This window comes from Emticicia soli, from assembly GCF_037860775.1.
GTDB classification, from domain to species: Bacteria; Bacteroidota; Bacteroidia; order Cytophagales; family Spirosomataceae; genus Emticicia; species Emticicia soli.
On record NZ_JBBEWC010000019.1, the window covers coordinates 1 to 23,163 of the forward strand.

The 23,163-nt window shown below is 39.7% G+C and carries 18 protein-coding genes; 10 read left to right on the forward strand and 8 right to left on the reverse strand.

What is annotated here, in order from left to right; all coding sequences use genetic code 11:
- Positions 1-189 precede the first annotated feature (189 nt).
- The 3 genes from WAE64_RS22805 to WAE64_RS22815 form a co-directional block, all read right to left on the reverse strand.
- Positions 190-906, reverse strand: coding sequence for a YiaD family glycine zipper/OmpA-like lipoprotein (locus tag WAE64_RS22805; protein WP_340240179.1), 717 nt, complete (start codon positions 904-906; stop codon positions 190-192).
- A 251-nt stretch (positions 907-1,157) separates the two neighbouring features.
- Positions 1,158-2,753 carry a M56 family metallopeptidase gene (locus WAE64_RS22810; RefSeq protein ID WP_340240182.1) on the reverse strand — a complete coding sequence of 532 codons (1,596 nt, stop codon included), beginning with the start codon at positions 2,751-2,753 and terminating at the stop codon, positions 1,158-1,160.
- Positions 2,754-2,782: 29 nt separating this feature from the next.
- The gene (locus WAE64_RS22815; RefSeq protein WP_340240183.1) at positions 2,783-3,142 is read right to left on the reverse strand and encodes a BlaI/MecI/CopY family transcriptional regulator; all 360 of its coding nucleotides are present in this window, start codon (positions 3,140-3,142) and stop codon (positions 2,783-2,785) included.
- A 228-nt stretch (positions 3,143-3,370) separates the two neighbouring features.
- Between WAE64_RS22815 and WAE64_RS22820 the strand changes: the two genes are divergently transcribed.
- A complete protein-coding gene (locus WAE64_RS22820; RefSeq protein ID WP_340240185.1) occupies positions 3,371-3,892 on the forward strand; it encodes a GNAT family N-acetyltransferase in 522 nt (173 codons plus the stop codon).
- Between the two features lie 46 nt (positions 3,893-3,938).
- On the opposite strand, the gene WAE64_RS22825 is transcribed toward WAE64_RS22820, so the two are convergent.
- The gene (locus WAE64_RS22825) at positions 3,939-4,421 is read right to left on the reverse strand and encodes a DUF456 domain-containing protein (RefSeq protein WP_340240187.1); all 483 of its coding nucleotides are present in this window, start codon (positions 4,419-4,421) and stop codon (positions 3,939-3,941) included.
- A gap of 95 nt (positions 4,422-4,516) precedes the next feature.
- Here WAE64_RS22825 and WAE64_RS22830 point away from each other — a divergent pair, with 95 nt between their 5' ends.
- Positions 4,517-5,320, forward strand: a complete 804-nt coding sequence (locus WAE64_RS22830) for a class I SAM-dependent methyltransferase (protein ID WP_340240189.1) — start codon at positions 4,517-4,519, stop codon at positions 5,318-5,320.
- Here WAE64_RS22830 and WAE64_RS22835 read toward each other — a convergent pair.
- The gene (locus WAE64_RS22835; RefSeq protein WP_340240190.1) at positions 5,310-6,437 is read right to left on the reverse strand and encodes an aspartate aminotransferase family protein; all 1,128 of its coding nucleotides are present in this window, start codon (positions 6,435-6,437) and stop codon (positions 5,310-5,312) included. The genes WAE64_RS22830 and WAE64_RS22835 overlap by 11 nt on opposite strands.
- Positions 6,438-6,917: 480 nt before the next feature.
- Here WAE64_RS22835 and WAE64_RS22840 point away from each other — a divergent pair, with 480 nt between their 5' ends.
- From WAE64_RS22840 to WAE64_RS22860, 5 genes are all read left to right on the forward strand, one after another.
- On the forward strand, positions 6,918-7,241 hold the full coding sequence (locus WAE64_RS22840; protein ID WP_340240191.1) for a hypothetical protein: 324 nt from the start codon (positions 6,918-6,920) through the stop codon (positions 7,239-7,241).
- A 223-nt stretch (positions 7,242-7,464) separates the two neighbouring features.
- Complete coding sequence (locus tag WAE64_RS22845) at positions 7,465-8,961, forward strand: phytoene desaturase family protein (RefSeq protein WP_340240193.1); 1,497 nt, start codon at positions 7,465-7,467, stop codon at positions 8,959-8,961.
- Between the two features lie 50 nt (positions 8,962-9,011).
- A complete protein-coding gene (locus WAE64_RS22850; protein WP_340240195.1) occupies positions 9,012-9,848 on the forward strand; it encodes a phytoene/squalene synthase family protein in 837 nt (278 codons plus the stop codon).
- A gap of 160 nt (positions 9,849-10,008) precedes the next feature.
- Positions 10,009-11,133: a DNA polymerase III subunit beta gene (dnaN, locus tag WAE64_RS22855; RefSeq protein WP_340240197.1), complete on the forward strand. Its 1,125-nt coding sequence runs from the start codon at positions 10,009-10,011 to the stop codon at positions 11,131-11,133.
- An 89-nt stretch (positions 11,134-11,222) separates the two neighbouring features.
- Positions 11,223-12,206, forward strand: a complete 984-nt coding sequence (locus tag WAE64_RS22860) for a bile acid:sodium symporter family protein (protein WP_340240199.1) — start codon at positions 11,223-11,225, stop codon at positions 12,204-12,206.
- Positions 12,207-12,336: 130 nt separating this feature from the next.
- Here WAE64_RS22860 and WAE64_RS22865 read toward each other — a convergent pair whose 3' ends face one another.
- From WAE64_RS22865 to WAE64_RS22875, 3 genes are read right to left on the reverse strand one after another with little or no spacing between them, the layout of a single operon-like run.
- Entirely contained in the window at positions 12,337-13,089 is a 753-nt protein-coding gene (locus WAE64_RS22865; protein ID WP_379977290.1) for a succinate dehydrogenase/fumarate reductase iron-sulfur subunit, read from the reverse strand.
- 57 nt (positions 13,090-13,146) lie between these two features.
- The gene (locus WAE64_RS22870; protein WP_340240203.1) at positions 13,147-15,129 is read right to left on the reverse strand and encodes a fumarate reductase/succinate dehydrogenase flavoprotein subunit; all 1,983 of its coding nucleotides are present in this window, start codon (positions 15,127-15,129) and stop codon (positions 13,147-13,149) included.
- Positions 15,130-15,154: 25 nt separating this feature from the next.
- Positions 15,155-15,946 (reverse strand): succinate dehydrogenase cytochrome b subunit, encoded by a 792-nt coding sequence (locus tag WAE64_RS22875; protein WP_340240205.1) that lies wholly within the window; start codon positions 15,944-15,946, stop codon positions 15,155-15,157.
- A 309-nt stretch (positions 15,947-16,255) separates the two neighbouring features.
- Between WAE64_RS22875 and WAE64_RS22880 the strand changes: the two genes are divergently transcribed.
- The 3 genes from WAE64_RS22880 to WAE64_RS22890 all read left to right on the forward strand — a co-directional run bounded on the left by WAE64_RS22880 (position 16,256) and on the right by WAE64_RS22890 (position 23,155).
- Positions 16,256-19,096, forward strand: a complete 2,841-nt coding sequence (locus tag WAE64_RS22880) for a T9SS type B sorting domain-containing protein (protein WP_340240207.1) — start codon at positions 16,256-16,258, stop codon at positions 19,094-19,096.
- Between the two features lie 107 nt (positions 19,097-19,203).
- Positions 19,204-20,127, forward strand: a complete 924-nt coding sequence (locus tag WAE64_RS22885) for a hypothetical protein (RefSeq protein ID WP_340240209.1) — start codon at positions 19,204-19,206, stop codon at positions 20,125-20,127.
- 145 nt (positions 20,128-20,272) lie between these two features.
- Positions 20,273-23,155 carry a T9SS type B sorting domain-containing protein gene (locus WAE64_RS22890; protein WP_340240211.1) on the forward strand — a complete coding sequence of 961 codons (2,883 nt, stop codon included), beginning with the start codon at positions 20,273-20,275 and terminating at the stop codon, positions 23,153-23,155.
- Positions 23,156-23,163: the final 8 nt, after the last annotated feature.

The following is a 23,163-nucleotide window of genomic DNA, read 5'->3' on the forward strand; positions in this document are numbered from 1 at the left end:
TTTTTCGTTAGCATGAGGCTAACTTAACTATTTTTAAACTCTTTCGCAAAAGCGAAAGTCCTATATACAAATAAAACTTTAAAAACTCGTTCCACAGGTCTTTTTGGGGAAAAATAAAAAAGGTTATAGAATAATCTATAACCCTCTAGGTGTGTACCCCACGTACACTATAAATCAACTTGTAAAGCCCTATTTTTTAGCTATATCGTTTGTGCCGTTTTTAGCTTCTTTTTTCAGATTTTCGTTTGCTACAATGGCCAACTCTACACGGCGGTTTTTATCTCTACCGGCCTCAGTGCTGTTGTCAACCACCGGAGTTGATTCTCCATAACCTATTACCGACATTCTTGCGTTTTTAATACCTTTTTTCTTTAAGAAATCAGCAACGGCATTGGCACGTTTTTCTGACAATTTCATGTTATAGCTTTCAGCACCTACGTTATCGGTATGCCCGGCTACTAGAATATTAGTGTCTTCATACTCTTTCAGGGTTTCTGAAAGTTTTTCAAGACTTGCTCTTGAGTTATCATTTAAAGCGAAAGAGTCAAACCCGAAAAGAACACCCGATTTCATTGTCAATTTAATACCTTCATCAACACGCTCTACTTCGGCTACTCCGTCTAGGTCTTTTTTCATTTTTTCGGCTTGTTTATCCATGTACTTACCAATAAATACCCCTGCGGCACCACCCACAGCCGACCCTACAATAGCATATACCGCCGGATTCTTACTCTTACTTCCTATGGCTGCCCCTGCGGCGGCTCCTGCACCTACACCAATAATAGCACCTTTTTGTTCGTTTGTTAATTTCTTAAATGAGTTACAAGAGGTTGTTGCGCTCAATAGCATTGCTCCACAAACCGACAGTGTTAAATACTTACTCATAAATGGTTTATTCGTCTTCATGACTTTAAAAATTTTAATGATTACACGTTTCATTATTCAATCAAAGAAATATACCAGTTTGAGTAGAATGTTTTTATAAGTTATTGATAGGTAGGTAATTATGTGTTTTTGATATAGAAAGCCCAAATTTTTGAAATTAGAATGTTTTGCACAGATATGGGAAAAGTTTCTACATTGTTTCTATAATATGTACAAAACAAAAGGCCGTATTATCAATACGACCTTTGTTGGTTTTTGTCATTTTGCAATTGTTAATCTTTCTTAGGCACAGAAACTTTTGATGTATCAGGAGCTTGGGGTATTTGCGAGTTTAGATTAACTCGATACCTGTATTTACTATTATAAGATGATACAGGCTGAGATACGACTTCCATTGGAGTAAAAGTATTTAGAGTATCATTAGTTTTAAGTATTTGTGGATTAATAGTAAATCTGTTACTCCATGGGTTAAGAGAAGGCTTATAACCTTTTGGCTCAATAAGTTTTTTTATTATAATAAAAACTCCAGTAGTTTCGCTGACAAGATGTTCTTTAAAGCGTACTTTTGCAATTATACCGTTTTCATAAATAAACTCATAATCCTTGCCATTTATCAATTGTACATTATTTTGGAATATTTCTATTTCATTCTCTGGCACACCGGCAGTAGTCACTCTACCGTCTTGAAAAAAATGAAAAGAAATAATCTCAGGCGTATTTTCGCTTTTCAAGGTGGCGGTCATCTCAAATACACCTTTAGCTTGAAATTCTGGGAGGTTAATTTCTGGTTTTTGTAATAAAAATGTATTAATAACAAGCTTATGTTGACTTGAATCCGCTGCAGTGACTAACGTTTTGGGATTCACTTCTTGTTTCTTATGAGATGAATCCTGACTAATGGGTTTTGATGACTTTTCTAAAGAAAGTACTTGCATATCTTTCTTAACTGATGATGCCACTTCATAAATCACTTTCTCATTACGTGGGGCAAAGGCGAAAATACCAAGTGCCAGCAATGGTAAGCCCAGAAAGTAAAATAGCTTCTTGATAGTAAGTGTGCGCTTTTTAAACAAAAACTGAATTCGGGTAGATAACGGATGTAAACTAAACTGATTGCTAAGGTCTACTTTGTGGTTGATACCTAGCTTGAGCAGTAAGTGTGCATAGTTTTTACTATCAAACTGTTGAATAGTATTGAGGTCGGCTTCAAATTCATGTATTTCTATTAATGATTTTTTGTAGAAATACACAATGGGGTTAAACCAAACCACAATTTTGCATAGCTCAACCAATAAAACATCTATAGAGTGTAGCTGCCTGACATGCACACATTCGTGCGCAATAATCTGTGCTTTTTCGTTATCGTTTAAATCTTTGGTGTTCAAAAAAACAAGATTAAAGAACGAAGCATTTGTCTGCTGCTTATAGTTCTGTACAATCCACAAGCTACCTGCTTTTGTTGCTTGTTTGCTGAAGCTAATAAGCTTAAATAGTTTGGAGCATAAAAGCACCAATAAAACCAGAGAGACGCAAACATAAGCAGAGACAAGATAAAATTCCCAGTCAATTGTTTTTTCAATAGGGTATGGCTCCACAATGGGCTGTGCTTCATTAGATAAAGTATAGGCAGCATTGTCTGTTGGCGCAGAAGCACCTGGCGTGGGCTTAAGTATTGCAACAGGCTCGGGCTTTACTACCTTAATAGTTTCAAACGAAACAAAAGGGATAATAAAACTTAAGCATAGGCTAGTAAGCAAATAAAAGCGGTTGATTGTATGAAAAGTAAATTTACGGAATACAAAAAAGTATAATCCATAAAAAACAGCCATACAAGCCGAAGCTTTCAGGAGGTATGTTAGAAACAGCATTTTTGTTTTAGTTTAAGATTGAGTTGAAATCATTGTTTATCTATAAACTGTTTCAGTTTATCAATATCAGTATCGCTCAGTTTTTCTTCTTTTACCATAAAAGACAGTAAAGTTTCGGCCGAATTGTTGAAATAATTGGCAAAGACTTTCTTGAAAGAGAACTTACCATAATCTTCTTTGCTGATAATAGGAAAATATTCGTAGGTTTTGCCATAAGCCTTGAAGCCTACATAGGCTTTCTTTTCCAGAATCCTGACCACCGACGAGATAGTGTTATAGGGGGGCTTGGGTTCTTCGTCTATTTTCTCTATAATGTCTTTTACAAAGCATCGGCCTAAATCCCAGATTATGTGCATGATGCGTTCTTCGGTTTTTGTTAATTCTTCCATAATCAAAATTATAACGTATTTTTCAGTTATACAACGTATTTTTAAGTTATTATTTTTTGCGAATTTTTTTATTACCTTTATATCGTAATCAATTGCCTCTGAAATTTAGTACTTCACTCCTCGATAGTCGACTGCCTGGTATTGTTTAACACTAACAAACAGGCACTCATCATGACAAGTCTTCACTTGTTCTGTTAATCTTTTTTTCAAAAAATCGACTATCAAATCATGTTTTATATCGAATCTGAGCGTTTGAGACTCATTCCCTTAAATTTACACCAATTACATATTTATAATAATCCGGAGGCTCTGGTTGAAAAATTGGCACTGAAAGACACAAAAATTGAAACCGAGCCATTGTTTCAAAACGAATTTGATGATGCACTTCAAAACTATTGGATACCAATGGTAGAAAAGAACCCTGATGATTACGTATGGTTTACTAATTGGCTAGTAGTTCAAAAGCAAGAAAACCTCGGCATTGGAGGCATCGGTCTAGCTGGGTTACCTAACGAAAACGGAGAGTCGGAAATAGGCTATGGTATAGATTTAAAACAGCGAGGCAAAGGCTATGCTACCGAAGCATTGGTGTGTCTGAGCCAATGGGCTTTTCAAAATGAAAACCTCAAAATCATTGTAGCACACACACCGCTCGATTTACTTAATTCGCAGCGGGTATTGCAAAAAGCAGGTTTTCTACTCATCAAAACAGAAAATGAGCTGTTAAGATGGGAGTTGAAAAGGGCATAAAAGAGGCACAAATCCTGAGCGTGTATTTATAACACGTTCAGGATATTTAAGCAAAATAATTCCATATTTCTTTGCCAGCATACCATATCATGACTACGCATAAAGCTATTTTCATGACAATGCCCACAAGAAAACCCATAAAAGAGCCAAAAGCTGCTTTGGTAGCTTGTTGCGAAGTAGAACCGGCGATGAGTTCGCCAACCAGAGCACCTAAAAAAGCACCAATGAAAATACCAAAAGGGCCAAAAAACATTCCGACAATGAGCCCTATTGTGCTGCCCCAGGCACCATATTTAGAGCCGCCAAATTTTTTAGTGCCCCAGATAGGTACATAGTAGTCGAGAATAGTAACTATTAAAGTAACAATACCTAGCACCCAAAGCAGGTTTTCGCTGAATTGGGCGAACTTACTGAACTGAAGGGCTAAGAGCCCCACAAAGCTTAAAGGTGGCCCCGGCAAAGGTAAAACAGCTCCGGCCAAACCAACCAAGAGGCAAATAATGGCAACAATTAGCAGGATAATATCCATAAATTTTGAGTGGCATTTGAATAAACAAATGTATAGATTTTCGGAATGACGCCCCATATTTCAATCAGCATTATCAACCATTTATCAAATAAATAATGAATCAGACATCTCAAACAAGGGCAGAAATGCCTCAGGGAGCAAACAAAGTGCTTGACCGCCGCACAGTTGAAAGTAGTTATTCGTCATTATTGAATCTACTCAAAGAAGGTATGTCGGTGCTCGATGTGGGTTGTGGCTCAGGAACAATTACTGCCGGAGTGGCCGAACGGGTAGGTGTGAGTGGGCGTGTAGTAGGCATTGATTTCAGCGAACATCTGATAGAACTTGCACAAAAAAATCATGGCTACCTGAGTAATCTGTCGTTTGAGGTAGCTGATATTAATACCTATGCAGCAGAACAGAAGTTTGATTTGGTTATTGCTGCCCGCACTTTACAATGGGTAAATAACCCCGAAGAAGTAGTAGCACAAATGCTGAATCTGGTAAAGCCGGGAGGCATGATTTCTATTTTAGATTATAACCATACTAAAATTACATGGACACCCCAGCCTCCACAATCGATGCTGGATTTTTATGAGGCTTTTTTGCACTGGCGTAAAGATGCCGGTTATGATAATGCCATTGCTGATAATCTGTCAGATATTTATAAGAAACTTGGTTTGCAATTAATAAATGTTGTAGAGCAACACGAAGCAAGCCTGAGTAGTGAAGATAGTTTTAAAGGCGATGCCAAAATATGGAGCGTAGTGGCTGAAACTCGTGGAAAACAGGTTGTAAAAGATGGGTTTATTTCAGAAGAAACACGTCTGAAGGCAATCCAGGAGTATGATGCCTGGATTGCCAGCGACGCACAAGCCATGAAGCTGTATTTATTGGCTGTTGAGGCTGTTAAGCCTTAGCCAATACTTTTTGTAAGGCATCTAAAAAGATGTCGGCCTCTTTGGTTGTTACGGCAAGGCTAGGGAGCAAACGGATAGTGTGCTTCCCGGCCACGCCAGTAAATATTTTATGGTCAAAAAGCAGCGAATTTCTGATAGGGTCAACTGGTTTTTCAAACTCAATACCTATCATTAATCCCTTGCCACGTAATTCTTTAATTCTATCAAATTGTTTCAGGTTCTCAAAGAAATAATCGCCTACAGAGGCAGCATTCTGCACCAGTTTTTCTTTCTTGATAACATCAATTACGGCATTAGCTGCCGTACAAGCCAGATGATTGCCTCCGAAAGTAGTACCTAACAAACCGTGTTTAGCCTGAAACCTAGGAGAAATCAGAATAGCTCCAATCGGGAAACCATTACCCATGCCTTTGGCAGTAGAGATAATATCTGGTTTCACTCCGCTATGTTGAAAACTGAAAAACTTACCCGAGCGCCCGTATCCGCATTGTACGCTATCATGAATAAAAATAGCGCCGGTTTTATCACAAGCCTTACGGATAGTTTTCAGAAATTCATCGCTTGCTACCTGAATACCTCCAACACCTTGAATACCCTCAACAATTACTGCACAGGTATCTGTATCAATGGCTTTTTTTACAGCTTCTACATCATTGAAAGGTAAAATCTGTACGTGCTCATCAAAGTTAATCGGTGCTTTTATGCTTGGGTTATCGGTAGCCGCTACAGCCGCCGAAGTACGGCCGTGGAAGCCTTTGCTAAAAGCAATTATTTTTTTGCGGCCATTGTAGAAAGAAGCCAGTTTCAAGGCATTCTCGTTAGCTTCTGCTCCCGAATTTACCAGAAACAGGTAGTAATCTTTCAGCCCTGATATTTTACCTAATTTGTCGGCTAACTCTTCTTGCGAAGGTATTTTTACCGAATTAGAATAAAAACCAATGTTTTTTAACTGATGTGTAAGCCTTCGGACATAAACAGGGTGGGTATGGCCTATTGAAATAACCGCATGACCACCATATAAATCTAAATACTGTTGTCCGTTCTTATCCCATAGATAAGAACCTTGAGCTTTTACAGGCTCAATGTCATAAAGGGGATACACATTAAAAAGCGTCATTTGTAATTGGTTTTTATGATAAATGGCTCTTTTGAAGCCGTTTTAAAATGAGCTTGCAAAGTTCTCAATTTATTATCAAAAAAATGTTAAAAACTTAAAAGATTATAGATTTGTTTTGCTGTGGATAAAAAACATTAGAATGTGTGGATAACTTTGTGAATATGTGGATAAGTGTGATTTTGGTGGATAGTATGTAGGATAATGACACAGACACTTTAGCAGAGAATAATTACCAGAGCCGAGAAACAACGACGTAGTTTTTGAGTATAAACTACTTAAAAAAGAAAAAGCCCAACAAATACTATGTTCGGGCTTTTTCTCTATAACTAAATGAAATACAATCAAATAACGCCAAGTAGTAAGTAATATTGTGGTAAAGAAAAATTATCGAATAATTTTTCATAAAAATCATTTTATTGAATATATTTAAGAAACGAACACATTAAGGGTGTTTAGCATCCTTAAAATTCTATACATTTCATGCGGCAGGCAATTATATATGAGGTAACGATACAATACATAGGCTCGCTGAATGATGTGCGACGACGAGAGCCATTTACGGTTTATTTTTCGAATCTCAAAAGAGCTATTGAATGTGTGCAGACGAACCTGGCTATCAATGGCTGGGAACAACGGAAAGTAAACTATACGGCGGTGTATCGTGCCTTAAAAATTAAAAATAAGTTTGTTTGTGACTTTGACGCCTTAAAAACAAAATTTTTTCAGGTTGTAATCACTACCAAAACTTTGAACCCCAAACTCACTACGCTCGGTATCGACGAATATCCTGCTACTAAACATTAATTATTAGGTTCTTAAAAAATAGATTTATATGCTTCTGCCAATATACTTCTGATATCTACTGGGGCATTTGAAAATTTATTTCAATTTTATGCCCTAATCAACAGTTATGTCGTAAGTATAGTGAAGAATTAAAAATAAAAATTAATTTTGTTTAACCTTTTTTAAACAAAATTAAACAATACTAGTTTATACAGTTATATAAAGAAAAAGAGACCTCTTTTATATGAGCAAGGCAATAGTAATCGGAGCCGGATTTGCCGGACTCTCTGCAGCAACAAAATTAGCAGACGCAGGTTATGACGTAACAATTCTTGAAAAAAATGCCACAGCCGGTGGGCGTGCCAGAGTTTTTGAAGAAAAAGGTTTTACGTTCGATATGGGCCCAAGCTGGTATTGGATGCCCGATGTGTTTGAAAGATACTTTGCCGAGTTTGGTAAAAGTGTAGCCGATTACTATGAATTGGTAAGGCTTGACCCATCATATAAAGTGATTTTTGGCCCGACAGAGGAGGTAGATTTACCAGCTAATCTAGATGAATTAAAAGCACTTTTTGAAAGCATAGAGCAGGGTAGTGCTAAAAAACTAGAAGATTTTTTATACGAATCGAAATATAAATACGATGTAGGTATCGGGGAATTTGTTTGGAAGCCAAGTTTATCAATTACCGAATTTTTTGATTATCGGATTTTATCTAAAGCCATCAGCCTTGATTTATTCGCTTCGTTTGGTAAGCATATTCGTAAGTTTTTCTCGAGTCGTAGATTATTACAATTAATGGAGTTTCCGATTCTTTTTCTGGGAGCAACACCAAAAAATACGCCAGCATTGTATAGCTTGATGAACTATGCCGAAATAGCCCTCGGAACGTGGTATCCGATGGGAGGCATGCACGAGATTGTAAAAGCAATGGTAAAATTGGCCGAAGAGAAAGGAGTAAATATTAAACTCAATGAAGCAGTTAAACGTATAGAGGTTGAAAACAAAACAGTTCAGAAAGTGATTACAGATGTAGGCGAGTATGAAGCTGATATTGTAATTGGCGCAGGCGACTACCACCATATAGAAAGCCAGTTGTTAAAAGAAACTGATAGAAATTATAGCGAAAAATACTGGAATAGCCGTACAATGGCGCCATCGTCTCTGTTATTTTATGTAGGCGTTGACCGCAAAGTAGATAAGCTTACACACCATAACCTGTTTTTTGATGAAGATTTCGATATTCATGCCGACGAAATCTATACACATCCAAAATGGCCTTCAAAACCACTATTTTACGTATCGGCGCCCTCTAAGACAGATGCTAGTGTAGCACCGGAGGGTGCCGAAAACCTTTTTATCCTTATTCCGATTGCACCTGATCTGGCAGATGGCGAGGATGTACGTGAGAAATATTATGAAATAGTGATGGAGCGTCTGGAAAAATATGTGGGTCATAGCATCAGAAAGCACGTAGTTTATAAACGAAGTTTTGCCGTAAGTGACTTTAAAAACGATTATCATTCTTTTAGGGGAAATGCTTATGGTCTGGCTAATACGCTATTGCAAACAGCATTTCTGAAACCAAGCCTGAAAAACAAAAAAGTAAAGAACTTGTTTTATACAGGCCAACTTACGGTACCTGGGCCGGGTGTACCACCGTCGTTGATTTCAGGCTTAGTTGTAGCGAATCAGGTAATAACAGAATTTGGAAAATCTCATAAAGAATTAACGATTGCTTAGAGCAGTAAACAAGCGCATAAAAATTGCCCAACCTTTTAAACGAAAAAAGAATGTTTAATTTATTTGAAAAAACTACTTTCGGGTGTAGCAAACTAATAACGAAATCGTATAGCACCTCGTTTACATTGGGCATACAGACACTCGACCGTAAATTTCATGACCCTATTTATGGAATATATGGCTTTGTAAGGTATGCTGACGAAATTGTAGATACTTTTCATGACTTCGATAAAGAAACGCTGCTCAGCCGTTATGGAGAAGAAACTTATAAAGCCATAGAAGAAGGTATCAGCCTGAATCCGGTTTTACATTCTTTTCAGAAAGTGGTGAGGCAATATAAAATAGAAACAGAGCTTATAGAGGCATTTCTGGAAAGTATGGAAATGGACCTGTGCAATAGAGTTTATGATAGAAACGGCTACGACAAATACATCTATGGCTCGGCCGAAGTTGTGGGGCTGATGTGCCTGCGGGTTTTTTGTGAAGGAGATGAACAACTATTCGACAAACTTAAAGTTTATGCCCAGAGCCTTGGAGCGGCTTTTCAGAAAGTGAATTTTCTGAGAGACATTCAAAGCGATTTTTCAGAAAGAGGCAGGGTCTATTTTCCTAATGTTGACTTTAATGATTTTAGCCTTTCAAGTAAAATACTGATAGAAGAAGATATTCAGAAAGATTTCGATAATGCCTATATAGGTATTATGGGTCTTCCGAGTGGCGCAAGAAAGGGCGTGTATCTGGCTTACTGTTATTATCTGAAACTTTTCGAACGAATAAAAGGAATTTCAGCTGCCCGGATACAGCAGGAGCGCATTCGTGTGCCGGATACGACTAAGCTTGCTTTGCTTGCCAAAACATGGCTGCAGAGTAGTTTAAACACCATCTGATTTTAACTTAAATGCGGGCTAGCTGGTTGAAAAATCAGCTAGCTTTTTGTTGTTTTATACTTGGGTATTTAGCGATTTTTTTGTATTTTTGCTGACTTATCCTATGCCAAACCAATTGGCATTATTTTAGTGGATAAATAATTGAAAATCGCATATACACATGAAGTTTGTCGTTTCGTCATCCGCTCTACTTAAACATCTTTCCACCATCAATGGTGTGATTGCCAGTAATCCTATCGTTCCTATCCTCGAAAACTTTTTGTTTCAATTAGATAAAGGCAACTTAACTGTGACAGCTTCAGATATGCAAACAGTTATGATTACCGAATTCGAGGTTGATTCTCGTGATAGCGGTTCTTTTGCCGTGCCTGCTCGTTTATTATTAGATACACTCCGTAGCTTACCAGAGCAACCGGTTCAGATTAATGTTGATGAAGAAACTTTCGGAACAGAACTTGTAACAGCCAATGGCCGTTATAAACTCGCAGGCGAGAATCCAATGGATTTTCCTCGTGTTCCGCAAGTAAACCGTAATTTTAGCATCGAGATGGATTCGGATACGCTAGGTTCGGCTATAGCCAATACTATTTTTGCGACTAGTACAGACGATTTACGCCCTGCCATGACAGGCGTTTTTGTGCAGGCGTCAGACAGCGCCACTACTTTTGTAGCTACTGATGGGCACCGTTTGATTCGCTACCGCCGTGAAGATGTAAAATCACCGAACAACACTTCTATGATTTTACCTCGCAAAGCTTTAAATCTATTGAAATCGTCGCTTCCTGGTGAGATTTTACCTGTAAAAGCCGAATTCAGTAGCTCTAATGCTTTTTTCAGTTTTGGTAATATCAAAATGATTTGCCGCCTGATTGACGAGCGTTTCCCTGATTACGAAAACGTTATTCCACAAAATAACCCGAATAAACTAAAAATTGAGCGTATCGAATTATTGAGTACTTTGAAACGTATTTCGATTTATTCAAATAAAACTACGCATCAGATTCGTCTGAAAATCTCGGCTAATGAATTAGTGATTTCTGCCGAAGATTTAGATTATTCAAACGAAGCAACCGAAAAATTAGCTTGTGAATACGACGGCGATGAAATAGAAATCGGCTTCAATGCTAAGTTTTTGATAGAAATGTTGAACAACCTGAGCGTGAAAAATATCTCTCTTGAAATGTCTCAACCAAACCGTGCAGGTTTAATTATTCCGGTCGAAAAAACCGATAATGAGGATACACTAATGCTTGTTATGCCTGTAATGTTAAATACATACGCATAATAGCACTAAGAATACACCAAGGCCCTATAAATCGACACGGTTTATAGGGCTTTTTGTTTAGCATTACCAAAAACTAAAATCGCTACATTGTGAACAAAATAAAGTCGTTCTTTTCCAGTATTGGCCTCGACTGGTTCTTAGGGGCTATTATCATTATGGTTATTCTTGCTTATTATTTCCCTGAGCCCGGACTAATGCAAGAACCTATATCCTTAGAAGAAATTGCTAATTATGGGGTATCTGGTATTTTCTTTTTCTATGGCCTCAAATTAAGTACAGATAAACTTAAACAGGGTTTGGCAAACTGGAAAATGCACATTGTTATCCAACTTACTACATTTTTATTGTTTCCGCTTTTGGCCTTACTATTTAAGCCACTCTTTGCCGATTCTGGTACCCAGACGCTCTGGCTAGGCATATTTTATCTGGCTGCGTTGCCGTCTACAGTTTCGTCGTCGGTGGTAATGGTTTCTATTGCCAATGGTAATATTCCGGCGGCTATCTTCAATGCCAGTATATCGAGCCTTATTGGCTTATTTATGACTCCGCTATGGGTAGGGCTTTTTATAGTGGCTGACACAGGTAATTTTGATGCCTGGAGTATTATCGGAAAACTTTGCCTGCAAGTGCTTTTACCGCTCATTATTGGTATGTTACTCAACAAGCGTTTAGGTTGGTTTGCTGATAAATATAAAGGCGCTTTAAAGAACTTTGACCAATCTATCATTCTGATAATCATCTATACATCGTTCTGTAAATCATTTGCCTTGAATCTGTTTAATGGTTTATCAGTGTTTGAGCTTGTTTTATTAATGGGAGGTTTACTGGCTTTATTTTTCGCCGTGATACTTATTACGAATTTTATAGGAAAGATTTTAGGTTTCAGCAAAGCCGATAACATAACTGTAATGTTTTGTGGCTCAAAGAAATCATTAGTGCATGGAACGGTGATGTCGAAAGTACTATTTACCCAAAGCAGTATTGTAGGTATTATTCTGCTGCCCTTAATGATATACCATGCTTTACAGCTTATTGCAGCCAGTATAATGGCGCAGAAGTTTGTGAAGAAATAGATAAATGACCTACACTAAATCTAGCCATAGGTAAAAAACAATAGCCTACTATTTTTAAGTGGTAGGCTATTGTTTTATATACTAAACTTCAGATTTTTTTTAACACCCCTTTAGGGGCCGGGGGCATTTCTTACGCCACCGTAGACCCAATACTGGCACCTAAATATTCACGGTTCAAACGTGCGATGTTTTCAAGAGAAATCTCTTTCGGGCATTCAATTGCACAAGCACCTGTGTTTGTACAAGAGCCAAAACCTTCTGCATCCATTTGTGCAACCATGTTAATTGCTCTTTCTTCACGCTCTGGTTGACCTTGTGGTAAAAGTGCCAGTTGCGAAACCTTTGCCGATACAAAAAGCATAGCTGAGGCATTTTTACAAGCCGCCACACAAGCACCACAACCAATACAAGCTGCTGCTGCAAAAGCTTTATCTGCCTCTTCTTTCGGAATCGGAAGAGAGTTACCATCTTGTGCATTACCGGTGTTTACAGAAATGTATCCACCAGAAGCAATGATACGGTCGAACGAAGTTCTATCAACTACCAAATCTTTAATAACCGGAAATGCCGTTGCTCTCCACGGTTCAACTACAATGGTATCGCCATCTTTGAAACTACGCATATGTAACTGGCAAGTAGTAACCGCTTCGAGAGGCCCATGAGGGCGCCCGTTGATGTGCATTGAGCACATGCCACAGATACCTTCACGACAATCATGATCAAATGCGATAGGTTCTTTTTCTTCTGAAACCAGACGCTCGTTCAAGACGTCGAACATTTCAAGAAAAGACATATCTTCAGAGATACCATTTACCTGGTAGGTTTCGAGACTACCTTTAGTTTTTGCATTTTTTTGTCTCCACACTTTCAGTGTGAGGTTCATATTACCTTCTGACATAATTGTAAATTTTTAATAATCACCCCTGCCGGGGCAAGGGGGTTATTTATAACTACGTTGCGCAATTTTGATATTTTCGTATATCAAAGGCTCTTTGTTGAGCGTCCATTTGCTATCGCCCTCATATTCCCATGCGGCTACATACATATAGTTTTCATCATCACGCATTGCTTCACCTTCTTCGGTTTGGTATTCTTCGCGGAAGTGTCCACCACAAGATTCGTTTCTGTTAAGGGCATCAATACACATCAATTCACCTAATTCAATAAAGTCAGCTACACGGCCGGCTTTATCCAATTCAGGGTTAAACTCGTCAGCATCTCCCATTACACGCAAATCAGACCAGAACTCTTTTTTCAAGGCACGAATCTCTTCGATAGCCTCTTTCAAGCCTTGTTCGTTACGGGCCATGCCACATTTGTCCCACATAATTTTGCCAAGACGTTTATGGAATGATTCAGGAGACTGTTTACCCTTAATTGTCAACAATTTATTGATACGCTCTTTTACTGCGTTTTCTGCTTCTACAAAGGCAGGGTGGTCAGTAGGAATTGCTTTGGTACGAATTTCACCAGAAAGATAAGCACCAATAGTATAAGGAATCACGAAGTAGCCATCTGCCAAGCCTTGCATCAAGGCCGATGCACCCAAGCGGTTAGCACCGTGGTCAGAGAAGTTTGCTTCACCCAAAGCATATAAGCCCGGAACACTTGTCATTAAGTTATAGTCAACCCACAAGCCACCCATTGTATAGTGCACCGCCGGATAAATACGCATAGGCACTTCGTAAGGGTCTTCGCCTGTAATCTGCTTATACATATCGAATAGGTTACCATATTTCTCTTTTACTACGGCTTTCCCCATCACAATTATTTCTTCCTTAGAGGCATTATGTAAACCTTTTTTGTTCGCTTCAATTTTACCATAACGGTCAATAGCCGAAGCATAATCAAGGTAAACGGCCATTTTTGATGTGCCTACCCCATAGCCAGCATCGCAACGCTCTTTAGCAGCACGAGAGGCAATATCACGAGGTACAAGGTTACCAAATGCAGGATAACGACGCTCTAAATAATAATCTCTTTCGTCTTCTGGTATCGCGTTAGCCGGGCGGGTATCATCTTTTTTCTTTGGAACCCAGATGCGACCGTCGTTACGTAATGACTCCGACATCAAGGTTAACTTAGATTGGTGGTCGCCTGATACAGGAATACAAGTCGGGTGAATTTGCGTAAAACACGGGTTACCGAAGTAAGCACCTTGTTTGTGTGCTTTCCATGCCGCCGTCACGTTGCTACCCATTGCATTGGTCGACAGGTAAAATACGTTACCATACCCCCCAGTACATAACAACACCGCATGGCCAAAATGACGCTCTAGTTCACCTGTAATAAGGTTACGGGCAATAATACCACGTGCTTTGCCATCAATCATTACTACTTCCAGCATTTCGTGGCGGTTGTACATAGTTACTGTACCGATACCTATCTGGCGTTCTAAACCAGAGTAAGCACCTAAAAGTAACTGCTGGCCTGTTTGTCCGGCGGCGTAAAAAGTACGCTGTACCTGCGTACCACCAAACGAACGATTTGAAAGCAATCCACCATATTCACGAGCAAAAGGCACGCCTTGCGCTACACATTGGTCAATGATATTTCCTGATACCTCTGCTAAACGGTGTACATTAGCCTCTCTTGCACGATAATCTCCTCCTTTGATGGTATCATAGAATAGACGGTAAACAGAGTCACCATCATTCTGGTAGTTTTTTGCGGCGTTAATCCCCCCCTGAGCAGCAATAGAGTGCGCTCTGCGAGGTGAGTCCTGAAAGCAAAAAGCTTTTACCTTATAACCAAGCTCAGCCAGCGTTGCTGCTGCCGATGCTCCGGCTAGCCCGGTACCTACTACTATTATTTCTATACTTCGTTTATTGGCCGGATTCACCAATGGCACAGTAGAACGATATTTTGTCCATTTCTCCGATAAAGTACTTTCGGGAATTTTGGCATCTATTTTTTTGGACATATCTGTATATCTATTAATCTGAGAATCAATTACCCATTAAATGTTTTACATAAAAGAAGATTGGCATTGCCGCAAAACCTGCAGGAACAAGAATGGCAAAAACCCAGGTGCTAATACCTCTAATCAATGGCGTATATTTAGGGTGATTCCAGCCTAAAGTCTGGAAAGCACTCTGAAAACCATGATACAAGTGAAACGCTACTGCAAGCATACCTACAAGATAAAGCAAAACCAACAAAGGATTCTGAAATGCTACTGAAACCTCTTTGTAAAGGTCTTTTACAATTACCAGATGTGTGCCTGTTTCAAGGTCGCTGATCTCAACTTTTTTCACATCTTGTGTGTAAGTCGATGGCATTTCGGTAGCCACTATTTGGCCTGTTCTTACATCAGACATATATTGTACATACGGAAGCGGTTCGTTGTGGTATTTATACCAGAAGTCGCCCATATGAACAACAATATAAACTAAGAGAACAGTTCCTAAGATAGCCATATTACGGCTTGACCAGGAAGACGAATTCTTAACAACAGCATATCTTACAGGGCGTGCCTTACGATTCTGGATTTCAAGATATAAACCCCAGAAAGCATGAAACAAAATGAAAAAATAGTTGCCGTAAGAAATGATTTTGATAAGCGGAAAAGAGGTCATAAAAACAGCGTAGGTATTAAAAGCGTACCCGCCATCTTTATAAAAAAGTTGTAAATTACCCGTAAGGTGTACTACAAGAAAAGTACAAAGAAAAAGCCCTGTTAATGACATAAGGACTTTTTTCCCTATTGAGCTTGATAGTGTTTTTGTAAGCCAAGACATACTTTATTCCAGTTTGAAAACTAAAAATTTTACTATTTTGATAATAGAAAAAAATACTTAGAAAAGTACAATTACTTTTGCCCGTCAAAAGTAAGCCACAAACTATTTAGAATCAATAAAAATAAAGACCTTTTTTGTTAAATAATTATATAGTAGAGATATAGGGGCTTTTCTTTTCCTAAATGTTTTAAATAGTAATGAAAACTATACAACGAATACGTGCTTTTTTCGTTTATATTTACAGACAATCCTATCTTAGTAGCGCTTATGAAAGCCTTGAAGTTTACTTTTTTTTCGTTTTTTTTAACTTTGTTAGCCATCATACAGGCACAAGCTACCCATTTACGAGCAGGAGAAATAACCGCTAAAAGAATTTCAGATATAACACCCACTTATCGCATTACCTTAACTACTTATACCGACCAGATAAATGGTGTGCAGGCAAATGAAGGCGCAAATTCTGTAAAGTTCTGGTTTGGTGTAACCGGCGTACCACTTTATGATGTAAAACGTACAAAGAAGTTTCTGATAAACGCAGGAACCATGTGTAACGTATATGACACTACTTTCACTTTTCCGGCACAGGGGCGCTATACCATTACTTGCGGTATCTCAAACCGAAATGCTAATACTGTTAATTTGCAAGGCCCAACCGACCAGATAAGTTTCTTTGTAGAAACCACTATTCTGGTAAATGGTTCGTTGGGTATGAACAATACCCCTGTGTTGTTGAATATCCCTGTTGATACGGCTGGCGTAGGGAAAAGATATATTCATAACCCTGGTGCTTTTGACGCTGACGGCGATAGTCTATCGTATCGTTTAACTGCTCCTAAAAGAGATTTTGGTGATGGGACGGGTAAAGGAGGTTTTGCGGCAGGTTATATAGACCCTGCCAACATTGGCGATAATAGATTGGCAGAAGATGGAAGCCCATCGTCGTTCAGAATAGATGCCATTACGGGCGATTTGATATGGGATGCCCCCGGGCGTCTGCCCGTCAATCAGTACCAGGTCAATGTGGCATTCATAGTTGAGGAGTGGCGAAAGGGGGAAAATGGTAGTTATACGAAGATAGGGGAGATAACCCGGGATATGCAGATTATAGTAGTAGAAACGCCCAATAAGCGGCCGATACTGTCTGTTCCTGCGCCAATATGTGTAGAAGCCGGACAGAAAATAGATTTTAAAGTAAGAGCCATAGACCCCGATAATAATAGAGTAAAAATAACTACCAATAGCGGAGTTTATAATGTAACGCCAGAGGGGACAAACATAGAATACGTAGCGCCGAATCCTGCGCAGTTTGCTCCTTTAAACGCAATTCAGAGTAGCCCAGCCGAGGGGACATTTACTTGGGAAACAAATTGTAAGCACGTCAGGGAGCAACCCTATGATGTCTTGTTTAAGGTGGAAGACTACCCCGGTCGAACCTCTGTTCAGTTGACAGACATCAAAACTGTCAGGATTCGGGTTATTCCTCCACGACCAATCGGCTTAAATGCCCGTAATACCGAACGAGGTGTAGAGCTTCGCTGGCAACAATACCCGAATTGTAATATCCCTGACGACAAAGCTACGATTGTGGTTTATCGCAAAGAGGGTTGCTCGAATTTCATTCCTGCGCAATGTCAGGTGGGTTTACCGGCAGCATTGGGTTTTGTAGAAGTAGCCAGAGTATCGGTTAAAGATACTTTCTACTTAGATACTCAAGCACAAAACGGCGTTATCTATAGTTACAGCATCGTAGCTCTTTTATCTACTTCTGATTTTGTCTCAATTCCGAGTGTGCCTTCAAATGAAGCGTGTATCGGTAGCGAGATCCCACAAAGAGCACCTGTAATTACCAATGTGAGTGTAGACAAAACCGATGCGGCTACGGGTGAGATAACAGTAAAATGGAGCAGACCATTAGGTTTTGATGCCAATGAAACCAAAGGGCCATATTCATATAAATTATACCGCACCACCGGTATTAGCGGCGGCATATTTCAGTTAGTGGCAACCATACCAACTAATGTGCTAGCAACGGCAGCCGACACGGTATTTGTAGATAAAGGCTTGAATACCGTAACCAATGGCTATACCTACAAAGTAGCCTTTCTTTATGAAGGAGAAAAAGTATTAGCCGAAAGCCAGGTAGCGAGCAGTGTACGTTTGACAGTGAGTTCAGATGCGCAACGTGTGCGTTTAAGCTGGCAAGCCAATGTACCCTGGAGCAATGATAATCGTAGACATTTAATTTATAGACAGAGCAAGACAAACCCGAGTGTGTATCATATCATAGCCGAGGTAGGGGTAGAAGCAGTAAACACTTACAGCTACATAGACGATGGCATAGACCGCTATGAAGCCGATGGGGTGAATACAATAGATATGAAAGTAGACACCAGTTATTGTTACAAAGTAGAAACAGTAGGTGCGTATATCCGCTTACCACAATTTGGTTTGTTGCGCAATTTCTCACAGGTGATGTGTGGAACACCGATAGACAACACCCCACCATGTCCACCGACTTTAACGATAAATGAGCTGGATTGTGAGAACCTGGACAAGGAGTTGATGTGTCAGACAAGCTCAGTGAGTAATGTATTGAGTTGGAGTACTCCTGTGAGTTCGGCAGGGATAGTTTGTAGGAATGACATCATCAGGTACAATATTTATTATTCCCGCTACAAAGATGAGACACCGAAGATACTGGCAGCCGTAGACCGACCGACACCACCAGACACAAGATTCACCCATACCAAATCAATAGAAGAAGGTTTTGCGGGATGTTATTACATCACGGCAGTGAATAGTCTGAACATAGAGAGTGGGGCAAGTGCCATAATCTGCAAGGACAATTGTGCGACGGTAGAGATGCCAAATGTATTCACACCGAATGGAGATGGGAAGAATGACACCTTTAGTCCGATGCGTTGTTCGGCCTTCATCAAGCAGATAGATATAGAGGTATACAACCGTTATGGCTTGAAGGTGTATGAGAGTGGGGGAAGTAATATATTGAGTTGGGATGGTAAGAATGCGAGTGGTGCTGATTTACCGACGGGAACGTATTATTATGTATCACGGGTAACGATACATCGTTTGGACAAGAATGATGAAACCCCGACAACCATCAAAGGTTGGGTTGAATTGATAAGATAATATGCAAATTATGCTTATATTTGCTTTATAAACTATGTATTTGCTCATAATCTTGGTTTCCAAAGAATAATTTGAACAAATAGGAAGTTAGATGATAGTATTTACCTATGAATATTTTACGGGCCATATCAGTTACAAGTAGCCAGATTTTAACTTTTGTCAGAGAACAATTAACTGCCTTGAACGAAGCCTTCCGGCTTCCGATGGCAACCTCTATCCGTTCGCTCAGAGGTCTGCTTATTTCCCTTTTAGTTGGGTTATTTGTGTCTATTATAGCGGTAGGCATGCAGCCTTTTGGCCTTGATTTGTTCGACCATGAACAAAAAACCGAACTACTACTTGGCTTTGGTATGATGGCAACACTTGCCATGCTGATTGTTAAGTTTGTATTACCTACTATTTTCCCGAGGTTTTATAACAAATCAGAGTGGACAATAGCTCGGCAATCGCTGCATTTTCTGGTTATGGTTTTGCTCATGACTTCTATGTTTGTGGCCTATGGTAACCTGTTTGATATTGTGGCGTTTAAAATCAGCGATATTCTGAAAGTTTTAGCTTTAAGCATCATTCCTGTTATTGTTACTACTTTTATTCAGCAAAGAGTATTTCATAAAAAGTTTGTGTATTGTGCCGAAAATATCAATAATGCATTGCAAAAGTTGGTTTCTTCAGGCTCAAACCAAACACTATCTGTTCTGGTATTGGGCGAGAAAGGTAAAACCTTAAGTATTTTACCCAACCAATTTATTTTTGCTGAACTAGCTAAAGAATCAATAGATATATACTGGCAGAATTTTTTAGGTGTTGAAAAAACGACAATTCAGGCCAGCGTTGAGAAAGAGTTGGAAGCCTACCCACAATTCATTTATATTGATAAAAATATTATTGTAAATATACTTGGTATTCAGAGAGTAGAAGCAAACGCAAGAGGGTATCAGGTAAAAATAGCCCGTACTCCCAGGCTAATTGCTGTGCCTTGGAGGTACCATCGGAATCTTGAAAAAATCGTGCAATTAAGCAAGTCTATCTGACCTACGTAGTAGCACTTTAATATAAGAGATTGACAAAATCTATAATCTTTAGAAAATTGTCGTATTTTTCTTCAAAATTCTGTCATCAATATACACAGCATAATAGAATTAGTTCGTTCTTTGTTAAAGAACCAAATTGTCACCTATGCAACTGTTAAGATTTACTTTATTCTTTTTCCTTATTAGTTTGTTAGTCTTGCCTAGGGCTTCGGCATCGCACTTACGGGCAGGGGAGATAACTGCTAAAAGAATTTCAGATAGAACACCCACCTATCGGATTACACTAACTACCTATACCGACCAGATAAATGGTATACAAGCCAATGAGGCTGCTAATACTGCCCAGTTTTCATTTGGTGTAACCGGCGTACCACTTTATGATGTAAAACGTACAAAGAAGTTTCTGATAAACGCAGGAACGATGTGTAACGTATATGACACTACTTTTACTTTTCCGGGACAGGGGCGTTTTACTATCTCTTGTGCAATCATTAACCGGAATGCCAATACTGTTAACCTACAAGCACCAACCGACCAGATAAGTTTCTTTGTAGAAACCACTATTCTTGTAAATGGTTCGTTGGGCATGAACAATACCCCCGTCTTGTTGAATATCCCTGTTGATACGGCTGGCGTAGGAAAAAGATATATTCATAACCCTGGCGCTTTTGATGCTGACGGCGATAGTCTATCGTATCGTTTAACTGCTCCTAAGAGAGGTGCTACTGACGGTTCAAGTGGTGGTGTTTTTGTTGCAGGTTACATAGACCCTGCCAACATTGGCGATAATAGACTGGCAGAAGACGGAAGCCCATCGTCGTTCAGAATAGATGCCATTACAGGTGATTTAATATGGGATGCTCCCGGGCGTCTGCCCGTCAATCAGTACCAGGTCAATGTGGCATTCATAGTTGAGGAGTGGCGAAAGGGGGAAAATGGTAGTTATACGAAGATAGGGGAGATAACCCGGGATATGCAGATTATAGTAGTAGAAACGCCCAATAAGCGGCCGATACTATCTGTTCCTGCGCCAATATGCGTAGAGGCCGGACAAAAAATAGATTTTAAAATAAGGGCCATAGACCCTGATAATAATAGAGTAAAAATAACTACCAATAGCGGTGTTTATAATATAACGCCAGAGGGGACAAATATGGAATACGTAGCCCCGAACCCTGCGCAGTTTACTCCTTTAAACGCAATTCAGAGCAGCCCAGCCGAGGGGACATTTACGTGGGAGACCAATTGCAAGCACGTCAGGGAGCAACCCTATGATGTCTTGTTTAAGGTGGAGGACTACCCCGGTCGAACCTCCGTTCAGTTGACAGACATCAAAACTGTCAGGATTCGAGTCATTCCTCCCCGACCAATCGGCTTAAATGCCCGTAATACTGAACGAGGAGTAGAACTCCGCTGGCAACAATACCCGAATTGTAACATTCCTGACGACAAAGCCACGATAGTAATTTACAGAAAAGAGGGTTGCTCAAACTTCATACCTGCCCAATGTCAGGTTGGCCTTCCGGCAGCATTAGGTTTTGTAGAGGTAGCCAGAGTATCAGTAAAAGATACTTTCTACTTAGATACCAAAGCCCAGAACGGAGTTATCTATAGTTACAGCATCGTAGCACTTTTATCGACTTCCGATTTTGTATCTATTCCAAGTGTGCCTTCAAATGAAGCTTGTATTGGTAGTGAGATTCCACAAAGAGCCCCTGTAATTACCAATGTGAGTGTAGACAAAACCGATGCGGCTACGGGCGAGATAACAGTAAAATGGAGCAGACCATTAGGTTTTGATGCCAATGAAACCAAAGGCCCTTATTCGTATAAATTATACCGCACCACCGGTATCAGCGGCGGTATATTTCAGTTAGTAGCCACTATTCCAAGCACTATGCTGGCAACAGCAGCCGACACGGTATTTGTAGATAAAGGCTTGAATACCGTAACCAATGGCTATACCTACAAAGTAGCCTTTCTTTATGAAGGAGAAAAAGTATTAGCCGAAAGTCAGGTAGCGAGTAGTGTCCGTTTGACAGTGAGTTCAGATGCGCAGCGTGTGCGTTTAAGCTGGCAAGCGAATGTACCCTGGAGCAATGATAATCGCAGACATTTGATTTATCGTCAGAGCAAGACAAACCCGAGTGTGTTTCATATCATAGCCGAGGTAGGGGTAGAAGCAGTAAACACTTACAGCTACATAGATGATGGCATAGACCGCTACGAAGCCGATGGTGTAAATACAATAGAAATGAAAGTAGACACCAGTTATTGCTACAAGGTAGAAACCGTAGGGGCATATATTCGTCTACCACAGTTTGGGTTGTTACGCAACTTCTCACAGGTGATGTGTGGGACACCGATAGACAACACCCCACCCTGCCCACCGACTTTGACGGTGAATGATTTGGATTGTGAGAACCTGGACAAGGAGTTGATGTGTCAGACAAGCTCAGTGAGTAATGTATTGAGTTGGAGCACTCCTGTGAGTTCTGGAGGGATAGTGTGTAGGAATGATATAATCAGGTACAATATTTATTATTCCCGCTACAAAGATGAGACACCGAAGATATTGGCAGCCGTAGACCGGCCAACGCCACCTGATACAAGATTTACCCATACCAAATCAATAGAAGAAGGATTTGCAGGGTGTTATTACATTACGGCAGTGAATAGTCTGAACATAGAGAGTGGAGCAAGTGCCATAATCTGCAAGGACAATTGTGCGACGGTAGATATGCCAAATGTATTCACACCGAATGGAGATGGGAAGAATGACACCTTTAGTCCGATGCGTTGTTCGGCCTTTATCAAACAGATAGAGATTGAGATATACAACCGTTATGGCTTGAAGGTATATGAGAGTGGTGGGAGTAATATTTTGAGTTGGGATGGGAAGAATGCCAATGGTGCTGATTTACCGACGGGAACGTATTACTATGTATCACGGGTAACGATACATCGTTTGGACAAGAATGATGAAACCCCGACAACTATCAAAGGTTGGGTTGAATTGATAAGATAATACCAACA

Excerpts from the sequence above, each read along its gene's own strand:
- WAE64_RS22830 (WP_340240189.1), top strand. The coding sequence starts at position 4,517 with ATGAATCAGACATCTCAAACAAGGGCAGAAATGCCTCAGGGAGCAAAC.
- WAE64_RS22885 (WP_340240209.1), top strand. The coding sequence starts at position 19,204 with ATGAATATTTTACGGGCCATATCAGTTACAAGTAGCCAGATTTTAACT.
- WAE64_RS22875 (WP_340240205.1), bottom strand. The coding sequence starts at position 15,946 with ATGTCTTGGCTTACAAAAACACTATCAAGCTCAATAGGGAAAAAAGTC.
- WAE64_RS22835 (WP_340240190.1), bottom strand. The coding sequence starts at position 6,437 with ATGACGCTTTTTAATGTGTATCCCCTTTATGACATTGAGCCTGTAAAA.
- WAE64_RS22810 (WP_340240182.1), bottom strand. The coding sequence starts at position 2,753 with ATGCTGTTTCTAACATACCTCCTGAAAGCTTCGGCTTGTATGGCTGTT.
- WAE64_RS22845 (WP_340240193.1), top strand. The coding sequence starts at position 7,465 with ATGAGCAAGGCAATAGTAATCGGAGCCGGATTTGCCGGACTCTCTGCA.
- WAE64_RS22805 (WP_340240179.1), bottom strand. The coding sequence starts at position 906 with ATGAAGACGAATAAACCATTTATGAGTAAGTATTTAACACTGTCGGTT.
- WAE64_RS22825 (WP_340240187.1), bottom strand. The coding sequence starts at position 4,421 with ATGGATATTATCCTGCTAATTGTTGCCATTATTTGCCTCTTGGTTGGT.
- WAE64_RS22865 (WP_379977290.1), bottom strand. The coding sequence starts at position 13,089 with ATGAACCTCACACTGAAAGTGTGGAGACAAAAAAATGCAAAAACTAAA.
- WAE64_RS22870 (WP_340240203.1), bottom strand. The coding sequence starts at position 15,129 with ATGTCCAAAAAAATAGATGCCAAAATTCCCGAAAGTACTTTATCGGAG.
- WAE64_RS22890 (WP_340240211.1), top strand. The coding sequence starts at position 20,273 with ATGCAACTGTTAAGATTTACTTTATTCTTTTTCCTTATTAGTTTGTTA.
- dnaN (WP_340240197.1), top strand. The coding sequence starts at position 10,009 with ATGAAGTTTGTCGTTTCGTCATCCGCTCTACTTAAACATCTTTCCACC.
- WAE64_RS22840 (WP_340240191.1), top strand. The coding sequence starts at position 6,918 with ATGCGGCAGGCAATTATATATGAGGTAACGATACAATACATAGGCTCG.
- WAE64_RS22820 (WP_340240185.1), top strand. The coding sequence starts at position 3,371 with ATGTTTTATATCGAATCTGAGCGTTTGAGACTCATTCCCTTAAATTTA.
- WAE64_RS22815 (WP_340240183.1), bottom strand. The coding sequence starts at position 3,142 with ATGGAAGAATTAACAAAAACCGAAGAACGCATCATGCACATAATCTGG.
- WAE64_RS22850 (WP_340240195.1), top strand. The coding sequence starts at position 9,012 with ATGTTTAATTTATTTGAAAAAACTACTTTCGGGTGTAGCAAACTAATA.